This is a genomic window from Psychrobacter sp. Cmf 22.2 (assembly GCF_001921745.1).
In the GTDB taxonomy this organism is placed as follows: Bacteria; Pseudomonadota; Gammaproteobacteria; order Pseudomonadales; family Moraxellaceae; genus Psychrobacter.
This window is the reverse complement of record NZ_MRYA01000004.1, coordinates 168,179-191,535: the sequence shown is the minus strand read 5'-3', so window position 1 is coordinate 191,535 and position 23,357 is coordinate 168,179. Positions and strand designations below refer to the sequence as shown.

Annotated in this window: 20 protein-coding genes; 11 read left to right on the top strand and 9 right to left on the bottom strand. The window is 43.3% G+C overall.

The genetic code is table 11. The annotated features are described in order from the left end of the window. Nucleotides 1-22 precede the first annotated feature (22 nt). Nucleotides 23-373: a hypothetical protein gene (locus BTV98_RS09465; protein ID WP_075103462.1), complete on the top strand. Its 351-nt coding sequence runs from the start codon at nt 23-25 to the stop codon at nt 371-373. 106 nt (nt 374-479) lie between these two features. Here BTV98_RS09465 and hemH read toward each other — a convergent pair whose 3' ends face one another. Then, nucleotides 480-1,499 carry a ferrochelatase gene (gene hemH, locus BTV98_RS09460; RefSeq protein WP_058368197.1) on the bottom strand — a complete coding sequence of 340 codons (1,020 nt, stop codon included), beginning with the start codon at nt 1,497-1,499 and terminating at the stop codon, nt 480-482. 325 nt (nt 1,500-1,824) lie between these two features. Here hemH and BTV98_RS09455 point away from each other — a divergent pair, with 325 nt between their 5' ends. From BTV98_RS09455 to BTV98_RS09445, 3 genes are all read left to right on the top strand, one after another. Further along, nucleotides 1,825-3,159: a homoserine O-acetyltransferase gene (locus BTV98_RS09455; protein ID WP_058368203.1), complete on the top strand. Its 1,335-nt coding sequence runs from the start codon at nt 1,825-1,827 to the stop codon at nt 3,157-3,159. Then, on the top strand, nt 3,156-3,773 hold the full coding sequence (metW, locus tag BTV98_RS09450; protein WP_058368196.1) for a methionine biosynthesis protein MetW: 618 nt from the start codon (nt 3,156-3,158) through the stop codon (nt 3,771-3,773). Before BTV98_RS09455 ends, metW begins: the two co-directional genes overlap by 4 nt. 386 nt (nt 3,774-4,159) lie before the next feature. Beyond that, entirely contained in the window at nt 4,160-4,741 is a 582-nt protein-coding gene (locus tag BTV98_RS09445; protein ID WP_058368195.1) for a tetratricopeptide repeat protein, read from the top strand. A gap of 103 nt (nt 4,742-4,844) precedes the next feature. Here the strand turns inward: BTV98_RS09445 and BTV98_RS09440 are convergent, their stop codons facing one another. Further along, nucleotides 4,845-5,465, bottom strand: a complete 621-nt coding sequence (locus BTV98_RS09440; protein WP_058368194.1) for a peroxidase-related enzyme — start codon at nt 5,463-5,465, stop codon at nt 4,845-4,847. A gap of 319 nt (nt 5,466-5,784) precedes the next feature. Between BTV98_RS09440 and BTV98_RS09435 the strand changes: the two genes are divergently transcribed. After that, nucleotides 5,785-6,783, top strand: a complete 999-nt coding sequence (locus BTV98_RS09435; protein ID WP_075103472.1) for a rhodanese-related sulfurtransferase — start codon at nt 5,785-5,787, stop codon at nt 6,781-6,783. Between the two features lie 71 nt (nt 6,784-6,854). Here BTV98_RS09435 and uraH read toward each other — a convergent pair whose 3' ends face one another. Together uraH and serA are read right to left on the bottom strand one after the other, a co-directional pair. Further along, the gene (gene uraH / locus BTV98_RS09430; RefSeq protein WP_197409064.1) at nt 6,855-7,286 is read right to left on the bottom strand and encodes a hydroxyisourate hydrolase; all 432 of its coding nucleotides are present in this window, start codon (nt 7,284-7,286) and stop codon (nt 6,855-6,857) included. A gap of 368 nt (nt 7,287-7,654) precedes the next feature. After that, the gene (gene serA, locus BTV98_RS09425) at nt 7,655-8,881 is read right to left on the bottom strand and encodes a phosphoglycerate dehydrogenase (protein ID WP_058368192.1); all 1,227 of its coding nucleotides are present in this window, start codon (nt 8,879-8,881) and stop codon (nt 7,655-7,657) included. A 331-nt stretch (nt 8,882-9,212) separates the two neighbouring features. Between serA and BTV98_RS09420 the strand changes: the two genes are divergently transcribed. Beyond that, nucleotides 9,213-10,655, top strand: coding sequence for an FAD-binding oxidoreductase (locus BTV98_RS09420; protein ID WP_058368191.1), 1,443 nt, complete (start codon nt 9,213-9,215; stop codon nt 10,653-10,655). Nucleotides 10,656-10,777: 122 nt separating this feature from the next. On the opposite strand, the gene BTV98_RS09415 is transcribed toward BTV98_RS09420, so the two are convergent. Continuing rightward, a complete protein-coding gene (locus BTV98_RS09415) occupies nt 10,778-11,407 on the bottom strand; it encodes a BLUF domain-containing protein (RefSeq protein WP_058368190.1) in 630 nt (209 codons plus the stop codon). Nucleotides 11,408-11,776: 369 nt separating this feature from the next. Between BTV98_RS09415 and BTV98_RS09410 the strand changes: the two genes are divergently transcribed. Continuing rightward, on the top strand, nt 11,777-13,417 hold the full coding sequence (locus BTV98_RS09410) for a carbon-nitrogen hydrolase family protein (RefSeq protein WP_058368189.1): 1,641 nt from the start codon (nt 11,777-11,779) through the stop codon (nt 13,415-13,417). Nucleotides 13,418-13,615: 198 nt separating this feature from the next. After that, nucleotides 13,616-14,167, top strand: a complete 552-nt coding sequence (locus tag BTV98_RS09405) for a protein disulfide oxidoreductase (protein ID WP_058368188.1) — start codon at nt 13,616-13,618, stop codon at nt 14,165-14,167. Nucleotides 14,168-14,261: 94 nt separating this feature from the next. Here BTV98_RS09405 and BTV98_RS09400 read toward each other — a convergent pair whose 3' ends face one another. The 4 genes from BTV98_RS09400 to BTV98_RS09385 form a co-directional block, all read right to left on the bottom strand. Further along, the gene (locus BTV98_RS09400) at nt 14,262-14,855 is read right to left on the bottom strand and encodes a glutathione S-transferase family protein (RefSeq protein ID WP_058368187.1); all 594 of its coding nucleotides are present in this window, start codon (nt 14,853-14,855) and stop codon (nt 14,262-14,264) included. Between the two features lie 159 nt (nt 14,856-15,014). Beyond that, nucleotides 15,015-16,130, bottom strand: a complete 1,116-nt coding sequence (ald, locus tag BTV98_RS09395) for an alanine dehydrogenase (RefSeq protein ID WP_058368186.1) — start codon at nt 16,128-16,130, stop codon at nt 15,015-15,017. A gap of 199 nt (nt 16,131-16,329) precedes the next feature. After that, complete coding sequence (locus BTV98_RS09390) at nt 16,330-17,688, bottom strand: NCS1 family transporter (protein WP_075103461.1); 1,359 nt, start codon at nt 17,686-17,688, stop codon at nt 16,330-16,332. Nucleotides 17,689-17,750: 62 nt separating this feature from the next. After that, a complete protein-coding gene (locus BTV98_RS09385; RefSeq protein WP_058368182.1) occupies nt 17,751-18,449 on the bottom strand; it encodes an aspartate/glutamate racemase family protein in 699 nt (232 codons plus the stop codon). A 230-nt stretch (nt 18,450-18,679) separates the two neighbouring features. On the opposite strand from BTV98_RS09385, the gene BTV98_RS09380 reads away from it, so the two are divergent. The 3 genes from BTV98_RS09380 (at nt 18,680) to lspA (ending at nt 23,251) form a co-directional block, all read left to right on the top strand. After that, nucleotides 18,680-19,351: a GntR family transcriptional regulator gene (locus BTV98_RS09380; RefSeq protein ID WP_227511700.1), complete on the top strand. Its 672-nt coding sequence runs from the start codon at nt 18,680-18,682 to the stop codon at nt 19,349-19,351. A gap of 461 nt (nt 19,352-19,812) precedes the next feature. Beyond that, nucleotides 19,813-22,632: an isoleucine--tRNA ligase gene (gene ileS, locus BTV98_RS09375; RefSeq protein ID WP_058368179.1), complete on the top strand. Its 2,820-nt coding sequence runs from the start codon at nt 19,813-19,815 to the stop codon at nt 22,630-22,632. Further along, nucleotides 22,625-23,251 (top strand): signal peptidase II, encoded by a 627-nt coding sequence (gene lspA, locus BTV98_RS09370; RefSeq protein ID WP_075103460.1) that lies wholly within the window; start codon nt 22,625-22,627, stop codon nt 23,249-23,251. The genes ileS and lspA overlap by 8 nt, the downstream gene beginning before the upstream one ends. Nucleotides 23,252-23,357: the final 106 nt, after the last annotated feature.

The window sequence follows — 23,357 nt, the reverse complement described above, 5'->3', positions numbered from 1 at the left end:
TAACTATAATGAGGAATTATTCATGGACCATTCAAAGACCCCATTACCAGAAGAGATGGATCACATTGAAGGTAATACTCGTAACAATGATAGTAGTTTAGATGACCAAGACAATCAATTGGTTGATTTAGACAATCCTATGCTGCATACAATTGATAATGACGATGTGATTGACAATAGTGCTGGTTTTGATAACTCACAAGTCGGTAGCGAGGCCACGCAAGGCCTAACGCCGATGCATCGCCAAAATGTCGATGAAGCACGAGTCGATGAAGTATTGGTCGAAGACAATTTGGATGATAACGACTATCCAGACATCGTCGATATCGCTGATACCGAAGCTGCTGAACGTAGTAACGACGATAATTTTTAAGTAAGTTTTTTGACTATAAAGTATGTATAGTACTATGAATAAAAAACACCGAACATCATGTCCGGTGTTTTTTATCATTCATTAAGATTAAGATCAAAAGGCTTAACTACGCCCACCCATCAAGCGTCCCCACCCAGCCCTTAACCAAAGGTTTGCTAAGCGCTTCGAGTAAGTCAATGTGAGCCTCATCAAGATTTAGAGCAGGTATATAATGATACTCTTGCCCGCCAGCGTTCAAAAAGTTATCACGATTTTCGATCGCCAGCTCTTCTAGCGTCTCAAGACAATCGGCAGAAAATGCAGGACTGATAACCTGCACCGAACGCACACCAGACTGACCCCACTCCTCTAGTACCACATCGGTATACGGCTTAACCCATTCTTGTTTACCAAAACGCGACTGGAAGCTGATAATCCATTCATCATCTCTCAGACCAAGCGCGTGTGCCACTTGGGCGGCGGTACACTTGCAGCGGCTCGGATACGGATCGCCTTTATCAGCATAAGGCTGCGGAATACCATGAAAGCTAAACATCAGCTTTTCAGGCTTGCCATGCTCCGCCTGAAAGCGGCGAATCGAGTCCGCTAGTGCTTGGATGTATAGCGGATGGGCAAAGTAATCCTTTACGATAGTATAGTTGGGCAAATTGCGCTGCGTCAGCGTCCACTTGGTCAGCGCGTCATAGACAGCACCACCTGAGGTTGCAGAGTACTGCGGGAATAATGGTAGGATGACGAAGTGATCCACGCCCTCGCTGCGCAAATTGTCCATCACATCGGGCAAGCCAGGATTGCCATAACTCATCGCCGCGTGTACCGACACGCGAAACGGGGCAACACTGTCGGCCAAACGCGGTGCTAACTGCTCAACTTGACTGTTTAATATCTTACGAATTGGCGAGTCGCCTTCCCAAATACTCGCATAAGCCTTTGCTACCCGTTTAGGCCGGCTTGGCAGTACAAACAAGTTTAGAATGATGGCCCACAGAAACTGAGGGATTTCAATCACGCGTGGGTCTGATAAAAACTGTTTCAGATAACGACGGACGGCAGGCGCTGTCGGCTCATCAGGTGTCCCAAGGTTGACCAATAAGACGGCGATACGGGGTGGCAGTTTAGGTTTCATAGAAGTCGTGTGTTATTCATAAGTGATAAGAGAGGACTGTTAAGACAATGTTCATTTAATAGCTGATTAGTGTAGCATTTTATCGTCAAAGAGCGCATGGTAAAGGCGGTCTTTATACAATTTTCTACGCGTATCAAATAAAGACAGCGTATGGAGGTTGTACTCCTACGCCCATCGCCATACAATAGGCAAGCGCATTTTAAAAACAGTATAGAAAATAGTTTTTATCTTGTCTTTTTTTTATTGATGATCGTTGTCTTGCGAGGTAGCTTTGAACGCACGCCCTGATAATACCAGTGACCAACTCCCAAAAGATACATCCAACTTGACCGGATCAGCCAATAAGGCTGGCTCAGTAGGAATCGTCACGCCCGAAAAAATCCATTTTGCCGAGCCGCTGACTCTAGAATGCAATCGCACTTTGCCGTCTTTTGACTTAATGGTAGAGACCTATGGCACGCTTAACCAAGACAAATCAAACGCCATTTTGATTTGCCATGCTTTGTCTGGCAGTCATCATGCAGCAGGGTATTATAGTCATGATGACAAAAAAGCGGGCTGGTGGGACAATATGATTGGACCCAACAAAGCCATCGATACCAATCAGTTTTTTGTGGTGTGTGTCAATAATATCGGTAGCTGCTTTGGCTCGACAGGTCCAACGACCATCAACCCTGACACCATAGACCAAACTGGTGATAGCGAGCCTCAAGTCTATGGCCCTGACTTTCCACTCATCACCATCAAAGACTGGGTCAAAACTCAAGCTATGCTTTCAGATCGCTTGGGCATCGCTGTTTGGCATGCCATCGTCGGCGGCTCTATGGGCGGGATGCAGGCGCTACAATGGTCAGTTGATTATCCAGATAGGCTAAAGCGCTGCGTCGTTATTGCCAGTACACCAAAGCTATCTGCGCAAAATATCGCCTTTAATGAAGTCGCTCGTCAGTCCATCCTCTCTGACCCTGATTTTAATGATGGCCGCTATATACAAGCTGGCACCTATCCTCGTCGCGGGCTTATCCTTGCGCGAATGGTGGGTCATATTACCTATCTGACTGAAGATGCAATGAAAGCCAAGTTTGGCCGAGATCTAAAATCAGGCAAATTTATGTACGGCTATGATGTTGAGTTTCAAGTCGAGAGCTACCTGCGTTATCAAGGTGAACGCTTTAGCAAAAACTTCGATGCCAATACTTACTTGCTTATGACCAAAGCCTTAGATTATTTTGATCCAACGCGCGACTATCCATCAACACAATCGCTAGTTTCGGCCGCATCAGTGCAGTTTGAAGATTCGATTGCTGCATCAATCAACACTCCTAAAAGCACAATTGAAGACAATCTTGTGTCTCAAGATGATAGCGAGAATGACAATTATCAAGAACTGACCGCGCTCAAAGCAGCATTTGCCCATACCAAGTGTCAGTACTTAGTCGTATCATTTACTACCGATTGGCGCTTTGCTCCCGAGCGCTCGCAAGAAATTGTGAATGCACTCATGGCCACTGGCAAACCAGTCAGTTATATCGACGTTGATGCGCCACACGGTCATGATTCGTTTTTATTTGATATCCCACGTTACATGGGCGCGGTCAAAGGTTTTTTAACCGCACCCTTTATGACGAGCAACTCGATGACTAAGGAAGAGCGCTCATGAGAATGGATCATCAGCTGGCCGAACGCTGGATCGCGCCACACTCACACGTATTAGATTTGGGCTGTGGTAATGGCGATCTGCTTGCACATTTACAAAAAGAACGTAGCGTTACTGGCTATGGGCTTGAGATTGATGAAGACAAAATCAACGAAGCCATCGGCAAGGGCTTATCTATCGTCGAGCAAGACCTCAACGATGGACTGGCACGTTTCGCTGACAACAGCTTTGACACCGTCGTTATGGCGCGCGCCCTTCAAGCGGTCAAAGCCCCTGATGTACTGCTACTAGATATGCTGCGTGTTGCGCGCGAAGCCATCATCACCTTTCCTAATTTTGCCCATTGGCAAAACCGTATTCATCTAGGGTTTAAAGGTCTGATGCCAGTGTCAGAAGCCCTACCTTACGAATGGTACGATACACCAAACATTCATCTATGCACGTTCAAAGATTTTGAGCAGTTGTGTGCCAAACACGATATTCATATTCTTAGCCGTTTTGCTGTCAGTGACTCTGATAAAGGCCCCTCTCCTTTACTGTCAACTTTAATAAGACAAGCACCTAACTTACTAGCAGACGTTGCCATCTACCGAGTAACCAAACAAAAATCTATTTAAATTCATTGTATTGGGTAGTTGACTAAGTATTGCGTTTTGTATATTCATTATTACGGCTTAATAACTGTATGATTTTGTTACATACTATGAGGTTTAAAACGACGTTAAAACGAGTAATTAGTATTTGAGTTTCGTAACTTTGGGTGGTAAGCTAGCAAAATAGTGTCGATGACGCCCCCATTACAATTACTTATCTGTTGAGTTAGCGTAAACGAAAAGACTTATGTTCATAGGTTTGCTATTTAGTCATAGTTAATATGATGTTGCTAATAACTAGGTAAGTTCATACTGCAAAGTGTAATGTCTGCGATAGTGTCGCCTAATGATATAAATTTTGGTGGCAAACTTTATCCATTGCTTATCAACTGCCTAATTTTGGAGCTGCTATGAAATTATTAAAAGCCGCCTTGTTTACTGCTTTATTCTCTTGTGCTGGACTGGCTAACGCGGAGTTAATCTCAAACGTGCCACTTGATACGTCGCGTTTTGAGCTAATGCCTGTTAGCGAGCTATCTAATCGCGCAGCCCAAGGTAACGATCATGCTCAGTTTTACCTAGCTAAGCGCTTGCAAAAAGGAGAAGGTGTTGCTCAAAATACCCAGCAAGCTATCCAGTGGTACACTAAAGCGGCTCAGCAAGGTGTTGCCCCTGCTCAGTTGAACTTGGCTATTATGTATTTGCGCGGTGAAGGCGTGAAGCCTAACCTACAACAAGCTCGCGTTTGGTTAGAAAAAGCGGCGATGCGTGGTGATAATCGTGCCAGCTATACGCTTGCATTGCTAGATGAGAAGCAAAAAAATCTGGTTGATGCGTATAAATGGTATGACTTGGCTGCTCGTGATGGCATGCTAGATGAAAAAGTACGTAATAAAGCGCGTAGTAAAATCGGTCAGCTAGCATTGAACTTATCAAGCTCAGATATCGCGAGCGCTCGTAACCAAGCGGATCGTTGGTTCCAAAGTAAATAAGCTTTAGACAAATAAGCTAATAATAAAAAATCCAGCCTTTGAGCTGGATTTTTTGTGTTTGTATTCTGCATAACGATAAATGATTAAGTCAACTAGATAGCTGCTACTCCCTCGGCTCGCGTGCCATTGTATAGAACTCTGTATTTGACTGCATGTTCATTACAATTGCCATTCTATTCGATAAGCCAAAAAACGCGGTAATACCTGTGATATCTAAAATATCCTCGTCATCATAGCCATGCTCTTTGAGTGCTGCATAATCCGAATCTTGGATAAGCTCCGGTGTACGACAGAGTTTTATCGAAAATGCTAGCATCTCTTTCTGTCGCAGACTAATGGGCGCGTGCAAGTAATTGATTGCTATTTGATCTGCCAGTAGTGGTTCTTTAGAAAACACACGCAGTAGCGCGCCATGGGCAATGACACAATACTGGCAGCCATTGGCGGCACTCGTCGCAACAACGATCATCTCTTTTTCAGCTGGGCTTAGCGTACTACCTTCTCGCTCCATAATCGCATCGTAATAGGCAAAGAAAGCTCTGAATTCTGCTGGGCGGTACGCTAGCGCTAAAAACACATTAGGAATGAATTTGGCCTTTACTTGTACCGCAAGAATACGTTTTAGAATATCATCAGGCAAGCTATCTAAAGATGGTACAGGGTATCGACTAATAGGCGCGCTCGTGGAAGGTTTGTTAGCAGAATTAATAGACAGAGTACTCATGTGCCATCTCCATTGACATTAATTGATCGTTATATCTAATTAGTCTACCTCTATAGATGAGTAATAAGTAGTTAAAAAGGTGATTAAATCATATCGTTTACCTTTATAAAATGTTCAAAATACGCACCGAATTTGCTACACTACGCGCGCACTAGTCAATTCCACAATCATGTTAGTGTGATTAGCTTCACTCGTTAGATCTACCAGACAACTCAAACCCAATGCACTAGGTTTGCGACCTAGCCAGCAGGAGATATGTATGAACACCACCTTAGAAAATGTAAGCATTGAAAGCAAAAAAGCGACTGAATACGATAGCATAACCAACAATATCGTCGTAGCTGCTCTTTATAAGTTCACACGCTTTAATGACTTTGAGCAATACCGTGAGCCAATTCTAAATACCATGCTCGACCATGATGTCAAAGGCACACTATTACTCGCAAGTGAGGGCATTAACGGTACGATTTCTGGCACCCGCCAAGGTATCGATACTGTCCTAGACTATTTGCGTAGTATCGATGCCATCGGCAGCTTTACTTTTAAAGAGTCTTATACCGATGCGCAGCCTTTTTACCGTACTAAGGTGAAGTTAAAAAAAGAAATCGTTACCATGGGCATTGAGAATATCGACCCATTACAATCAGTTGGTCGCTACGTGAAGCCAAGTGAATGGAATGCGCTGATCTCGGACCCCGATGTTATCCTTATCGATACCCGTAACGACTATGAAGTAAAAATCGGTACGTTCCAAAATGCAGTCAATCCGAATACCGAAACCTTCCGTGAGTTCCCAGAATACGTGGCAAAAGAGCTAGACCCAACCAAACATAAAAAAGTGGCGATGTTCTGTACTGGCGGCATTCGCTGCGAAAAATCCACCGCTTATATGCGCGAGCAAGGCTTTGAAGAAGTCTATCATTTAGAAGGTGGCATTCTAAAATATTTAGAAGAGGTGCCTGCCAGCGACTCTATGTGGCAAGGAGATTGCTTTGTGTTTGATAATCGCGTCTCAGTCAATCATAACCTAGAAAAAGGCGAATATGAGCAATGCTTTGCTTGCCGTATGCCGATTACTCAAGATGATATGCAAAGCATCGCCTATGTAAAAGGTGAGTCCTGCCCGCACTGCATAGATAAAGCAACTGACGAGCAAAGAGCACGTTTTCGTGAGCGTGAGCACCAAGTGCAGCTTGCTTCAATGCGCGGCGAAGCGCATATCGGTAGTGAGGTGGTGGACATCATCGAAAAACGTAAAGTGGCTAAAACTGAGGCTCGTCGTCAGGCAGACGCTGCGAACAAAGCTAAATTGGACTAGATTCGTTATCGGTTAGATTTAGATCAAAAAAGAGAGGCTCAATTGGCCTCTCTTTTTTATTGTCAGTTTTATTAGCTACCACGGTAAGTACTATAACCATATGCAGATAACGTAATTGGCACATGGTAATGATTATTGCCCTTAATGTTAAAATTCACTTCAACATATGGATAAAATGACTCCAAACCTTGGTTACGAAAGTATGGAGACGTCTCAAAAATTAACTTATAAGTACCGTCATGCTCTACATTATCTTTGTTAGGCAAAAAATTGTTAATACGTCCATTATCGTCGGTTTTTTGCGTATTGACTAACTCCCAACTACCGCCTTTCTGTTGCATCATCAACTTTACGTTGACGTTTGGCGCAGGCTTACCAGTGCTGATATCTAAGATATGGCTTGATAACTGATAACTATCTTGGTCAGCTGCAGCGTGACTTGCCGTTGCTGACATGGCTAATATGCCACCTAGTGCCGCTGCTCTTATCATGTTGATTTTCATATTATTTCCTTTATTTATAGAATAATTATAATTTTAATTAAATATAGCTTTTAACAGTTTTATTGCGATGTGTAATAAACTGATTTTATAGAAAAATATTCACTAACCATAATATAGTAAGTTCATTCATGATTTCAGCTGTATAGTATAAATTGTCAAATGACAACTATTGTAAAGAAAAAGTTAATTCGTAAGTCAACATGTATATTGGATGTAATCCTACCAACATTAGCGCCACCAAACAAATAAAAAAATAGCAAACAATCCTAGAAGAATTATTTGCTATTTATCATATTGTTAACCAATAAGGTCAGATAAGAGCTTAGCCTACCTAAGCGGTATAATCTTATATCTAAAAAACACCAGTATTAAAATAAGATGCGAATACGAATCGTCTCTTCTACATCTTTTAATTGATCAAGAGCAGCATCAGAATCATTGTAATCAACGTCCATCACCAAGTAGCCTACGTCACCTTCAGTCATCAGGCTTTGCGCCAAGATGTTAATATGTGCCTCTGCAAATAGACGGTTAATTTGCGATAGGACGCCTGGCACGTTTTTGTGAATATGTAGCAAACGATGCGTGCCTTCTTTGAATGGAATAGAAACCTCTGGGAAGTTCACAGCCGTGATGGTATCGCCTTGATCAGAATATCGCACAAACTTTTCTGCCACTTCTAGGCCGATATTGGCTTGTGCTTCTTGCGTTGAGCCGCCAATATGCGGTGTCAAAATAACGTTATCAAATTTACGCAGTGGCGATTCAAACTCTTCATCAGCAGACTTCGGCTCTTTTGGGAACACATCGATGGCAGCACCCAAGACTTTACCCGACTCAATTACTGCAGCCAAATCGTCAATCTCAACGCAGGTGCCACGCGCCGCATTGATAAAGTAACTGCCGTCTTTCATCTGTGCAAACTGCTCAGCTTTCATCATATAGCGTGTGCTTGGCTCATCAGGCACATGCAAAGTCACAATATCAGCAGTAGATAGTAGCTCGTTTAGGCTACCTACTTGATGCGCGTTACCCAACGGTAATTTGGTCACCACGTCATGATAGATAACTTTCATACCAAAGCTTTCGGCCAATACAGATAGCTGTGAGCCGATAGAGCCGTAACCGACGATACCGATCGTTTTGCCACGTACTTCATGTGAGTTGGTAGCAGACTTGCCCCAGCCGCCGCGATGGACAGTGGCATTCTTTTCAGGGATGCCACGATATAGCATGATGGCTTCTGCCAATACCAGTTCTGCAACCGAACGGGTGTTAGAGTATGGCGCATTAAATACTGGAATACCAAACTCACGAGCCGCATCAAGATCGACTTGGTTGGTACCGATACAAAAACAGCCAATACCGATCAGCTTCTCTGCATGCTCAAGGACTTCACGAGTCAGCTGCGTACGTGAACGAATCCCAATAAAATGCGCGTCTTTGATTTTCTCAATCAGCTCATCTTTATCGAGTGCATGACTGAGATATTCAATATTTTTATAACCAGCGTTGTCTAAAACCTTTAAGGCGTTTTCGTGTACACCTTCAAGTAATAAAAACCGGATTTTGTCTTTTTGTAATGATAATGCCATATGAGGACTGTCCTATAGTTGTCTTATTAAAAATAATCTATGCTAGAGTAAACGAAAACAGTCCGGTTATCTTACACAAAATTTAACGGTGATGTTAGCAGATTAGATGAATTATTGCTTATCAAGCCTGAAAACTTTTTATGCTATAGTGAGCGTTACTCGTTAAACTTTATTCAAACTGCCCTATTTACTACTTAACGCCTTTAAGCGCCTATGATGTTGCCTATCTATTCTTAGCCAATCTATCTAAAGGTTTTATGGTCCAACCGACCTTTATGTAGACTGGTTAAAAAAAGAGGTGTAGCGCTAACGTTTATACAGAGACTTAACTATGACGCCATTTGCATCTCAGACCACCACTACTACCGATATTGATACACTCAAAATTCTCTTAGATAGCTTGGTCAATGAGCACAACTTTGATAACACTCAAATCAAAACCGATAGCGAAAGCTTGGAGCATTGGGGTAAAGACTGGACCAAGCATTTTGCGCCCGCGCCGACTGCTATCGTCTTTCCAAAAACGACAGAACAAGTACAAGCCGTCGTACTACTTGCCAATGAGCACAATGTGGTGCTAACGCCAAGTGGCGGACGTACGGGCTTGTCTGCTGGCGCGGTCGCGGCTAATGGCGAGATTGTCGTCAGTATGGATAAGATGAATCATATCGGGCAGTTCTATCCTGCTGATCGTCTGGTTGAGATCGAAGCGGGCGTCGTCACTCAGCAGCTACAGCAATTTGCCGAGTCAAAAGATCTATACTATCCTGTCGACTTCGCTTCAGCAGGCTCTAGTCAAATGGGTGGTAACATCGGTACCAATGCTGGCGGTATCAAAGTCATTCGTTACGGTATGACCCGTCAATGGATTATGGGCCTGACTGTCGTCACGGGCAAAGGCGACATCTTACAATTGAACCGCGGTATGATCAAAAATGCCACTGGCTATGATTTGCGCCAGCTGTTTATTGGTAGTGAGGGCACATTGGGCTTAGTTACTCATGCACAAATCAAGCTTGAGCGCCTGCCGCAAGAGTTAAATGTCATGGTACTTGGCATGGATACGTTTAATGATGTGATGAACGTATTGTCTGCCTTTCAAGCGCAGATTGATTTGACTGCCTTTGAGTTCTTTGATGATGTGGCAGTGGATAAATTGATGGCGCACGGCCAGGTCCAAGAGCCGTTTGAGTCGCGTACCAAGTTTTATACCTTGCTTGAATTTGAAGCGCCCTATGAGCCGATTATGGATAAGGCAATGGCAATATTTGAGCAATGTATGGAACAAGGCTGGGTCGTTGATGGGGTGATGAGTCAAAGCATCGCACAAGCGACAGAGCTATGGAAGTTGCGTGAATATATTTCTGAGACCATCTCAGTATTTACGCCATACAAGAACGATGTATCGGTATTAATCAGCCATGTACCTAAGTTTATCGCTGAGATTGATCATATTGTCAGTAGCAATTATCCTGACTTTGAAGTGTGCTGGTTCGGTCATATTGGCGATGGTAACTTGCATCTTAATATTCTCAAACCTGAACATATGAGCAAAGATGATTTCTTTAATGAATGTCAAATTGTCAATAAACATGTGTTTGAGACTGTACAGAAATATGGCGGCTCAGTATCTGCTGAACATGGGGTCGGCATGACTAAAAAGCCTTATCTGCACTATAGTCGCAGCGAGACTGAGATTGACTATTTGCGAGAAATCAAAAAAGTATTTGATCCAAACAATATTATGAATCGGGGCAAGATTTTTGATATGTAATTGGCTTTTAAACTGACCGGCTCTTAGGCTTAAATTGATAAAAAACGACGCTATACATTAAAGTAAAGCGTCATTTTTATATTTTACATTGTTTATCAGGAGTTAGATTGTCAAAGCATATTTTACAAATATAAGAGTATCAACGCTGCAACGACCAAAACACATAAGAAGCTTTGGACAATTAAAAATGCTTGATGAGGCGCTGCAATGTGCTGAACCATATTGCCCAACGCATTATAAGTAATGCCTGCCGCTTTGATATGAGGCGGGGTATCAAAATTTCTGATAATTTGTAAGAATTGCTCGGTGCGTTTGGGTGACCAACCGTGCGGACTAAAAGGCAAATACGGGGCCAACTGCGCAGCTTGTTGCTTGGTTGCAGGAGACCATAGCCAGCGCTCCAAAAACAATAAGCGCATACGCCAATCCATAAAGCTACGCTCATCGATAGCATGGACTAAGAGTATTTTGACGTTTTTGTGACGCAAATCCGCAAAAATACGCTTTTGTAAGCTGATTACTTCTTGTTTACTACCTTCAATGCATTGTAAAAACTGACCATTGCCATAACATAAGATACCAGTAATACCGTGATCTTTGTTGTGATCGCGCGCGTGCTTTTCTACTTCATCGAATATGAGGGTATTTATACGACTTTTAAAAGTAATGCTACTTACGTACACCAGCTGAATCAGTGCTGAGTCTTTTATATTTTCTAATAAATCAGTTGTATCACCATGTTGCAAAGGCATGAAAAATCCTAAAAATAACGCTTTTGTAGGGATAATAAAAGACTCAAAACTCCTCTCTAAACGAGCCGAATAATACAATTCACAAAAACGTAGTAAATGTTTACCATGCCAGAATGTCATTAGTTATCTTAGTTGATAAAATAACACCCCTTATGGAACATGCTATCGTAAAAAAGCATACCAAATAACCATTCTAGTTATGATAACTCGTTGTAAATACGATAATAAAATATTGTAACGACTAAGCGAAGTGATTGATATATTTTTATGATTTTTGTTACACAAAAATTCGGTAATATCAATACTCTATCGTTTTATTCAAGTGTGAAGCCCATTATCTGACACCCCAAATAGCCAAACAGGAATATTATGAGCAAGATTGAAAAATTAGATGACTTCCATTTAACGATTGCCGAAATTAAGAAAAAAGATTATGCCCAGTTAAAAGCCTTAATGGATCGCGTCTATGCAAACTTAGGCGGCGCATGGTCAAAGACTACGATTCACACCTTGATTGATGCTTTTCCAGAAGGTCAGATTGCGTTATTTGATCATGACCAATTAATCGGTATCGTACTGTCTATGCGTGTTGACTATGCCAAGTTTTCTAACCCGCATACTTATGATGATTTGATTGGCCACAAAGAAATTATCAAAGACAACCCTGAGGGCGATGCTATCTATGGTCTCGATGCGTTGATAGATCCTGAATATCGCGGCTATCGTTTGGGTCGTAGATTATATGATGCTCGTAAAGAGCTGTGCCGTCAGCTCAACTTTCGTGCCATTTTGGCTGGTGGTCGTATTCCAAAATATCATGACCATCAAGACCTTACCCCTGGCGAATATATTGATGCTGTTGAATCACGTGAGATTCATGACCCAGCCTTATCGTTTCAGCTGTCCAACGGCTTTATCGTTAAGCGTATTCTGACTGCCTATTTACCAGATGATAAGCAATCTAAAGGCTTTGCAACCTTGCTTGAATGGGCAAACATCTATTACGAACCCAAAGACTACAAGCCTAATACGCGCAAATCTGAGGTGCGTATCGGTGGTATTCAATGGCAGATGCGCGAAGTTGAGTCACCAGAAGAGCTACTACAACAGGTTGAGTTCTTCGTCGATATAATGGCAGATTACAACGCTGATTTTGCTTGCTTGCCAGAGTTCTTTAACGCACCATTGATGGGATTATGCGAATCAACAGATCAAAATGTCGCCATTCGGTTTTTGGCGGGTTACACCGAATGGTTTAGAAATGAGATCTCACATTTAGCTGTCAGCTATAACGTCAATGTCATTAGCGGCTCTATGCCATTGCTCGATGAAAATGACACTTTATATAATGTCAGCTATTTATGTCGCCGTGATGGCACCGTTGAAGAACAGCGTAAAATCCATATTACGCCGCATGAGCGCAGTGCGTGGGTAATTGAAGGCGGTGACGAGGTCAAAGTGTTCGATACCGACGCAGGTCGCATTGGCATTTTGGTATGTTACGATGTTGAATTTCCTGAACTTGCCCGTTTAATGGCGCTTGATGATATGGATATTTTGTTTGTGCCGTTCTGGACAGATACTCAAAACGGATATCTACGAGTGCGTCATTGTGCCCAAGCGCGCGCGATCGAAAACGAATGTTACGTTATGATTTGCGGCTCAGTTGGTAACTTGCCGCAAGTTGAAAGTCTAGATATTCAGTATGCTCAGTCGTCTATCTTTTCGCCATCGGATTTTGCGTTCCCTCATGATGCGATTATGGCAGAGACCACCCCAAACACAGAAATGGTATTCTTTTCTGATTTGAATTTGGATAAGCTCATTCATGTACGTCATGAAGGTTCAGTACACAACTTGATCGATCGCCGTGATGATTTATTTAGCTTAAGATGGAAGAAAAAATCGAAAATCTCTGCCAGTAAACTAAGCGATGAAGAACGCCGTGAAAACTCTGGTAGCGTATTGTTGGGTGATGCACTGCAAGGACGTGCCAAAAAATCTCGATAGTGCTAATCAGTAACACGGATTGAAGACAGCGGCATACCTTCAAATTGCTCCTTTATTCGTTATTACTATTAATAATACGGCTGATCATTCAGCCGTTTATTTTTATCTAAATCCTTATCTAACAAGCTTACTCACCAAGCAACTGGCTTAAGTAAAAATTAATTTAAGTAACTATGTGACAGGCAAAAAACGAAAGCTATGACTACCAATATTGAAAAGAAAAATAAAACACCTAACAAGACGCCAAAACAGAAGCTATTATCAGTACTTAAAACCGTACTTCTATATGGCATTGTCTTTTTAGCCGTATACATTGCGATCAATTGGTGGCGACAGCCCGTTATGCCCGCCAGCCCGCAGCTACAGTTAACTGACTATCAAGGTCAACCCGTTGACTTGGCCGCTATGAGTGCAGATAAGCCAGCACTGGTGTACTTTTGGGGTACATGGTGTCCGATTTGTAATGTGACCTCACCAACGATAGACAAACTTGCAGCGTCTAATGACTATCCGGTAGTCACTATCGCGATTAAATCGGGTTCTGATCAAGTGCTGCATAGTTATCTCGATGAGCATGATTATAATTTTACGACGGTTAATGACCAAGAAGGCAATATTTTCGCCGATTGGCAGGGACAGGTCACGCCTTCTTATGTCATCTTAAAAAATGGCGAGATGACGCAAGGATTGACAGGTATTCAGCCGCTTTGGTCTCTTAAACTAAGATTATGGCTTAGCGATAACTTTTAACCAAAGCTGCATGCGCTTATCTATACTTAATCAATTTACTTATTTTTGTAGTACGCTAAGTTAAATATACTTTTTAATTGTAAAAAGTATGGCCCTACATCCCAGGCATAGTCACAAAATCTGGTAGCGCTTTTATACGCTCTATCCAGTCTGTTATTGCTGGATAAGGCTCTAGTGATACGCCGCCTTCCTCGCTAAGTGCCACATAAGGAAAGCAAGCTAAGTCTGCTAAAGTTGGCCGGTCAAGCTCTAACCAATCACGGTCTAATAGATGCTCGTTTAAAATATCTAAGATACGAGTTGACTTATTCCGAGCCAAATCAATGTCAAGCTCATAACCAAACTTATCATGCAACCGAGCATCGTTAGGGCCTCTGGCGATCTCGCTTTCAGCGACCATTAACCACTGAACAACTTTGGCCTCTTCAGCAGGCGTCGTTGGATACCAGTCTGTTCTATCAAACTTTCTAGCAAGATAAATCAAAATAGCTTGTGAATCCCTGAGAGTCAAATCGCCATCGATCAGTACTGGCACTTCGCCAAAAGCATTGCGTTCAATGGATGCCTCGTTTTTATGTTCACCCTCCAAAAAATCCACTGGACGTAGCGTATAGGGTTGTTTTATCAGTGCTAAGAACAGCCGAATCTTGTAGCAATTCCCTGATACTTCTAAATCATAAAGCTCCATGCCTATTATCCTTGTACTAGTTGATATCTACCATCCACCATATAATAACGAATATTTGCCGTCAATTTAAATTATTGAAAACATTATTAAAATCACTGATTTTTTATATTGCGGTGCGGCTCATAATGAGCACACTAGTCACTACGTTCTCTAAAAAAACTAACCAATCATCTTATCCAACGCTTTATACTCATAATCTAATGCTTTAGCAACAGCTTCATAGGTCATATAACCTTGAGTGGTATTAACGCCTTTTGCCAATGCTGGATCATCAAGACATGCTTGCTGATAGCCCTTTTTGGCGAGTGCTTGTATATACCGTAAAGTAACATTGGACAACGCCATAGTAGAAGTGCGTGGGACAGCACCCGGAATGTTAGCCACCGCATAATGAACAATGCCGTGCTTTGTATACGTCGGACTATCATGAGTGGTGACGCGATCGGTAGTCTCAAAGACCCCGCCTTGATCGACCGCAATATCGATGATGACACCGCCATCATCCATGGATTTAATCATCTCCTCAGTCACTAATTTAGGCGTCGCTGCGCCCGGAATCAACACTGCACCAATGACCAAATCGCTCACCTTGACACTCTTGGCGATATTAACTTTGTTAGATATTAGCGTTTGCACATTATTACCGAACATCTCGGACAGCTCTTTTAGACGCTGAGGATCTAAGTCTAAAATGGTGACATCAGCACGTAGGCCAACGGCAATCTTGGCAGCTTCCGTACCAGATACGCCGCCACCGATAATAGTTACCCTGCCCTTTTGTACGCCCGGAACGCCGCCGAGCAAAATCCCTTTACCACCATAAAAAGTCTGCAAAAACTGCGCACCAATTTGCGTACTCATACGCCCAGCAATCTCACTCATCGGTGTGAGTAGTGGCAAGGAATTATCCGTTAGCTGTACCGTCTCATAAGCAATCGCCGTTACTTTGTTGTCGATTAATACTTTGGCAAGCTCAGGCTCGTTTGCTAAATGTAGATAGGTAAATAAGATTAAATCTTCTGTTAGATGTTTATATTCATCCCTCTGCGGCTCTTTTACCTTAATGACCAATTCTACGGCCCATGCTGTTGCCGCGTCATCAACGATGGTTGCGCCAGCTGCTTTATAATCATCGTCAGTAAACTGTGAACCCATGCCAGCATTGGTTTCGACGAGTACATCATGACCATCATCGACTAACACACTGACCCCATTTGGCGTTAAGCCAACCCGATTTTCATTATTCTTCATCTCTTTTGGAATACCTATTTTCATAATTTTATCTTCCTTGATGACAGTAAAGTGGTGTATTTAACTATAGAAAATAAGTGGCACAGAGTCAGTGTTATAAAGGCAGCCTAACGATGAACCATCAAGGTTATCATGCCGGAACCAACTACCTAACGCAACAGTCCCTACTATAGAGCACTCTATAATAGGGACTGTTTATTTTTAAAGGGTTGAATGAAATTATTTATGACATAAAACGTTGCGCGGCTGGCATCTTAAGCATCAAGATCCAATAGATAGCCCCTGCTGGGATTAAGCTTGCATACCAAGAGATGCTGGAAAACATCAACGCGACTACGATACCAATAGCCATGGCGATGACTGCCGCCATATTCACACCTTTATAAGGGCCGTCTTTGTCATATAGCTTATCGATATCAAGCTTTTGTTTACGCAAGAAATAAAAGTCTACTACCAAGATTGCAAATAACGGACCTAAGAATGCCGAATAGGTTTGGATAAATAGATTCAGACCAGCAGCAGATTCATCTTTTACCAGCTCCCAAGGGAAGGTGCAAAATGCCAGCAAACCTACAATGACAGCTGCTGTTTTATACTTAAGGTTAAAGATGTCCATTAAAGCATACGCAGGCGGGATAACATTATTTAAGATATTGGTCGTAACTTGCGCAAAAGCGATGAAAAGCATGGTGATAACCAGTAAAGGCTTGTTGTCGACAGCACTAGAAAACACTTGAATAGGATCAACTTCACCAGTCGCACTGGTGACCATGACGCCGATTAACCCCATAAATAGCGTCGCGGGCAAAATAGAGTTGGCGTAAATAACCACTTGACGAAACAATCCAACATTTTCGCGTAGCTCGCGCGAATAGTCAGATACGTTAAGCATCATGGTACTGTACACCCCCAAAAACAGCATCGTGGCGCCCCAAAACGGTGTGCCCCATGTGCCTTCGACGTTGATGAGATTGGTCGAGATCGTGTCGCCGTATTTATTAATGACACTAAAAAACATATAAGCAAGCGCGCCAATAATAAAAACTGAACCAATATTTTCAAGCCATTTAATGCCATGAAAACCAAGGACAGATAAACCAATCTGCAAAAACTGAAAGCCGACAAAAAAGACCACAATATTGTTATAACCAAATAGAGTGTCAGATACTAGATTCAATGCTCCAGCACCAATCCAGCTTTGAAAGCCAAACCATACAACTGCTGGTACCGAACGTACCAGTGCCGGGATACGACTACCTGAAAAGCCAAAAGCAGAGCGAGTCTGTACCATGAACGGTATGCCATATTTATGGCCTGCTCTGCCATTAATCATGAGCGCAGCCCCAATAACAGTACAACCAATTGCGATAGCCAATACTACTTGTAGCAGGTTTAATGTACCAACAAGTCCCGAACCAACGGTGAATGTGCCAATGGATACACATCCCCCTAACCATGCAAACAAATAAGACCATGAGCCCATAATACGCGTAGTTTGCGGTGCCAGACTCTCCTCCCCGATTGCTTTATTATCGAGGGTTTGTACTCCTGCCGCAGCGACGGCAACTTTCGCATTTTCCATTACGTTCCCCTTCCTTGAGAAAGTTTATTGGTTAATCGTGGGTGTTAATTCATTTGGTTAATTTAACTCTCAATCGGTGCAGCATAAGCACCAACCTTGCTGGTTTTAAGACCGCAGCCAATCAAAGCCTCAACCATGCGCGTGGCAACTGTGACACCATCGATGACAGGAACGCCAGTCTCTTTTGTCAGCCATTCTGTCAAATCTGCCATGCCTGCACATCCCAAAACAACGGCTTCACAATTGTCTTCACGCACTGCACGTAAGATCTCATCACGAACCTTTTCACGTGCGCCAGAGCCTGGCTCTTCAAGAGCAAGCACTGGTATGGCAGCTGAGCGTACACGGCGGCAGCGATGTGATAAGCCATAACCATGGATAAGATCTTCGATGACAGGTACAGAACGAGGTAGCGTTGTGACCACACTAAAAGATGTCGAAATCATACTTGCGGCCTTGACTGCGGCTTCACAGATTCCAAGAACTGGCCCTGAGAAGACTTCGCGGCAAGCACCGATTCCTGGATCATCAAAACAGGCAACCACTACCCCATCAATGCCTTCTGCTTCAGCTTGTTTTAAACGCTTGATTAAACCAGGAACAGACATCGCTTCATCGTGATGCCCTTGAATAGAGGCAGGTGCATCCGTGCCAGAAGCACCAATAATGGACGTACCTACGCCAACCTTTTGACGCGCGCTTTCTACGATTTTGTCTGTCATAGACGTTGTAGAGTTTGGATTCATGACTAAGATTTTCATAGCGACTCTCTATTTATAAATTTTGCTATTGGTTTCATTTTTCATCATTGGCTTTTGTTTTTGACTACCCATAAGCGTGAAATAACCGTTGTTAACAAGCATTGTTAACTATTATTGTTAACAAAACAATCAAAAATTTATAATATTTGTTGTGGAGGTAACAGTGGCACACTATAATTGCGCCTATGAATGATATAAAAACTGAAAATACAGCTTCTAGGATCGATGCGATGCCAGAGCAAACGATTATTAACTCAATTACTGCGGCCGTGTCAGAGCAGCGGTTGCCAGCTGGAACAAAACTGGGTGAACAGGTACTAAGTGATCTATTCGACTGTAATAGGGCCAATGTCAGGCGGGCGCTCTCTACGCTTGCTACGATGCATGTGGTACAATTGCAGCCCAATCGAGGCGCATTTGTCTCAACGCCCTCTCCTAAAGAAGCTGGTGACGTCTTTGAAGCGCGTCGAACGATTGAGCGCATGCTGGCACGTAAAGTCATCGAAAACTTCACGTCACAAGATATCGCTGACATGCGTGCTACGATAGCCGCTGAAGCCAAAGCGCGTACCAAGGGAGACAAACCTGCTGAGCTTCGCCTATCACGTACGTTTCACATGCGTTTGGCGACGATCGCTGACAATCAAGTCCTAGAGAGATTTTTGAGTGAGCTGACGTTACGTACTACCTTAATTATCGGATTGTACAATACGGCTGGCTCATCTCACTGTGCCGAAGATGAGCACCTCGAAATAGTACAAGCTATCGAAAATAAGGATGAAGAACGCCTTTTGCTACTTATTGATCAGCACTTAAACCATTTGGAAGCTGGCCTTGATTTTAATGCCTCAACCAAACCTTTTTTTAATTTGGCAGAGCATCTAACCATCGTACCTGTTTAGTTGGTTAGAAGAGCCTACAATACTGACAGATTGCAGGTGTCAAATTTTTGATTGTATTCATCACGTGCTCTTAAAGCTTTAAACGAACTATAGTAGAAGATATTTCTTTTCTGCTTTTTGCCAACCCCTTCCTTTCCCTCTAGCCATACAACAGTTTGTTGACTGCATGATCTATACTGGCATTCTGTTGTAAGCTAAATCAAACCTTCTTCTTCTAGCCTATTATCATGGCAAATCACTTAACCACAACTTAATCATTTGGACTGCTTTTGTTCTAATAACTGCTTGATTCTGTCGGTCAGATCCATACATGATAGCCCCTATTTTTAGTCCCTTTTTTATCCTATAATGAGTAGCTTTGATTTTGCTAAATATGTCTGCTGGTTTATGAGTCATCACATAATATATCGCATCCCAACCCTTATCTTTCCACTGTATAAATAGAGACAAAGACGAAGACTATGACCGAATCTATCGACTATAAAGACACACTAAATCTTGCTGACACACCTTTTGCCATGCGTGCAAATCTTGCCAAACGTGAGCCTGATTGGCTTGCAGCATGGGAAGCTGACGATGTATACGGTAAAATCCGTCAGGCACGTACAGGCGCAACCAAATATATTTTGCATGATGGCCCTCCATACGCAAACGGTCAGATTCATTTAGGTCATGCAGTCAATAAAGTGCTTAAAGACATTATCGTTAAGTCAAAAACGTTATCAGGCTTTGATGCGCCTTATGTGCCCGGTTGGGACTGTCACGGCCTACCTATCGAGCAAAAGGTTGAAGCCAAGGTCGGTAAAGTCGGACAAAAAGTCTCTGCCACTGAATTTCGCGGTCTTTGTCGTGAGTACGCAAGTACTCAGATTGAATTGCAAAAGTCTGACTTTAAACGTCTAGGGGTGTTTGGTGATTGGGACAACCCTTATCTCACCATGAACTTTCATCAGGAAGCTAACATCGTACGCGCACTGGCCAAAATCTATGACAATGGGCACGTGACCCGCGGTATGAAGCCTGTGAACTGGTGCTTGGATTGTAGCTCTGCTCTAGCTGAAGCAGAAGTTGAATATCAAGATAAAGTCTCTGATGCTATCTACGTTAGCTTTGATGTACTTGATACCGAAAAGGTTGTGGCATTAAGTGAAATTGATGGCAACATTGCAGCTGTCATTTGGACCACCACGCCTTGGACACTGCCTGCTAACCAAGCGATTTCGGTACATCCTGAGCATGATTATAGTGTAGTCGCAACTGACAAAGGTAACTTCCTATTAGCGACTGACCTTGTTGAAACAGCATTAACCGAACTTAAACTCAGTGATGAAGGTGTATTGGCTACCGTATCAGGACGCGAGCTTGAAGGTCTGCGTGCTCAGCATCCATTGATTGCAGATCGTCAAGTGCCATTTATCTTGGGCGATCACGTGACTACTGATAGCGGTACGGGTCTGGTACATACTGCTCCTGGTCACGGTCTTGACGATTATATCGTGGGTCTTAAGTATAATCTGCCAGTTGAAAACCCAGTGGGCGGTACGGGCGTGTATCTAGACAGCGCGGCGGTATTCGCCGGCGAGCACATCTATAAGGCCAATCCAAAGATCATTGCCACTTTGCATGAAAATGGCCACCTCGTCAGTCATACCAAGATTGAACACAGTTACCCGCATTGCTGGCGCCATAAATCGCCCATTATTTTCCGTGCAACGCCGCAGTGGTTTATCAATATGGAAACCAAAGGTCTGCGCGAGCGTGCTCTAAGAGACATTCCAACCGTTAAGTGGACACCAGCTTGGGGTCAAAATCGCATTGAATCTATGATGACAGGTCGTCCTGATTGGTGTATTTCACGTCAGCGCACCTGGGGTGTACCGATTGCCTTTTTCACTCATAAAGAAACAGGCGAGCTGCATCCAAAGACGCTTGAGCTGATGGAGATGGCCGCACAAAACATCGCCAAAGGTGGCGTTGAAGCATGGTTTGATGCGAGCTGTGAAGATTACTTAGGCGATGAAGCTGCTGATTACGACAAGTCTACCGATACCTTGGACGTCTGGTTTGACTCAGGGACGACGCATTTTGCGGTACTTGAACAACGCGAAGAGCTGACCAACCCTGCTGATATGTATTTAGAAGGCTCTGACCAACATCGCGGTTGGTTCCAGACTTCACTGCTTACGTCTGAAGCGATGTACGAGCGCCCACCGTTTAAGCAAGTATTAACCCACGGCTTTGTCGTTGATGAAAACGGTCGCAAGATGAGTAAGTCACTTGGCAATATCATCACGCCACAAGATGAGATTAATAAAACGGGCGCAGATATGCTGCGTTTGTGGATTGCGTCTAGCGATTATCGTTATGAGATGAGCGCAGGTAAGACGGTGTTTAAAGGCGCAATTGACATGTATCGCCGTATCCGTAATACCTTGCGTTTCTTACTGGCCAATACCGACGACTTTGATCCTCAGACTAATAGCATTGCTATGGATGATCTGGTCAGCCTTGATAAATTTATTATTAAACGTACACAAGCGGTACAAGCACAAATCGTCAGTGCTTATGATGCTATGGATTTTCACCAAGTCACCCAGCATATTGCTGCGTTTTGTTCGCAAGACTTGGGCAGCTTTTATTTAGATATTATTAAAGACCGTCAGTACACCACTCAAACTGACGGACAGCCGCGCCGCTCTGCCCAAACGGCTATTTATCATATTGCTCATGCACTCATTCGCTGGATTACACCGATTTTGTCGTTTACTGCCCAAGAAGCCTGGGAAGTATTGCAAGGTAAAAACGAGCAAGATGCCGGCTATGTGTTTACCCAAGAATGGTACGAGTTCCCAGAATTTGAGCTCAGTGCCATCAGTAGTGAGGACTGGCAACGTATCATGCAAGCCAAAGACATGGTCAATAAAAACATTGAGACTGCACGCGGCGATAAGATCATCAATGCTAATTTGTCCGCTGATGTCACTCTGTATGCTGATGGCGCAATGCATGAGAGTCTAGCCAAGCTTGGCGAAGAGCTACGGTTTGTTTTGATTACTAGCAAAGCGACCTTAGCACCACTAGCTAAAGCGCCTAACGAGGCTAAGCAAATAGAAGACAGTTCAGCCGACTTGACTGTAAATGTGAGCGCTGCCACTGGCACGAAATGTGTACGCTGCTGGCATATCCGTGATGACATCGGTACAGATCCAGCACACCCTGAATTATGTGCGCGCTGCGTAACCAACGTCGTAGGCGATGGCGAGGTGCGTCACTATGCCTAACCCAACGGACTCAACTGAAAACCAGTCACCGCAGGTTGAGGCCGACGGCTCGCCCAAACCTGCTCACGCGACCACGGGTAGTTCATCAACGCCCAAAGGACGCTTGACTAAAACACCAAAAGTTATCGCTAATGGCAGTCGTGCTTTTAAGTGGTATCTACTGTCGCTTGCCGTGCTTATCATTGATCAATGGACAAAATGGCTGGCTGAAACCAAGCTAACTTTCCATGAGCCAGTACCCGTTATTGAACCCTTTCTTAATTGGACCTTAGCGTACAATTATGGCGCGGCTTTTAGCTTTTTGGCCGATGCAGGCGGTTGGCAAAAGTGGTTTTTTGCTGGACTTGCATTGATCATGTCGCTGTTTTTAATCGGCTATCTGATAAAAGCCCCGCGCCAAGCCAAGCTGCTATCTACAGGGCTAGCACTGGTACTTGGCGGTGCGGTTGGTAATTTAATCGATCGTTTACTGCACGGTCATGTGATTGATTTTATCCATGTGCACAACGCGGATGTCTGGCATTATCCAATCTTTAATATTGCCGATATGGGCATCAGTATCGGTGTAGCGATGATTGTCATTGATATGCTGTTTTTAGAAAAGAAGCGTGAAATTTAGCAATGATAATCGTAGATAGTTTTTAGATTGGGAAGGTGGGTTTACGAATACGTAACCCGCCTTTTCTTTTGCCTGTTGTTTTTGATAAATTAACGTGTTGGAGCGG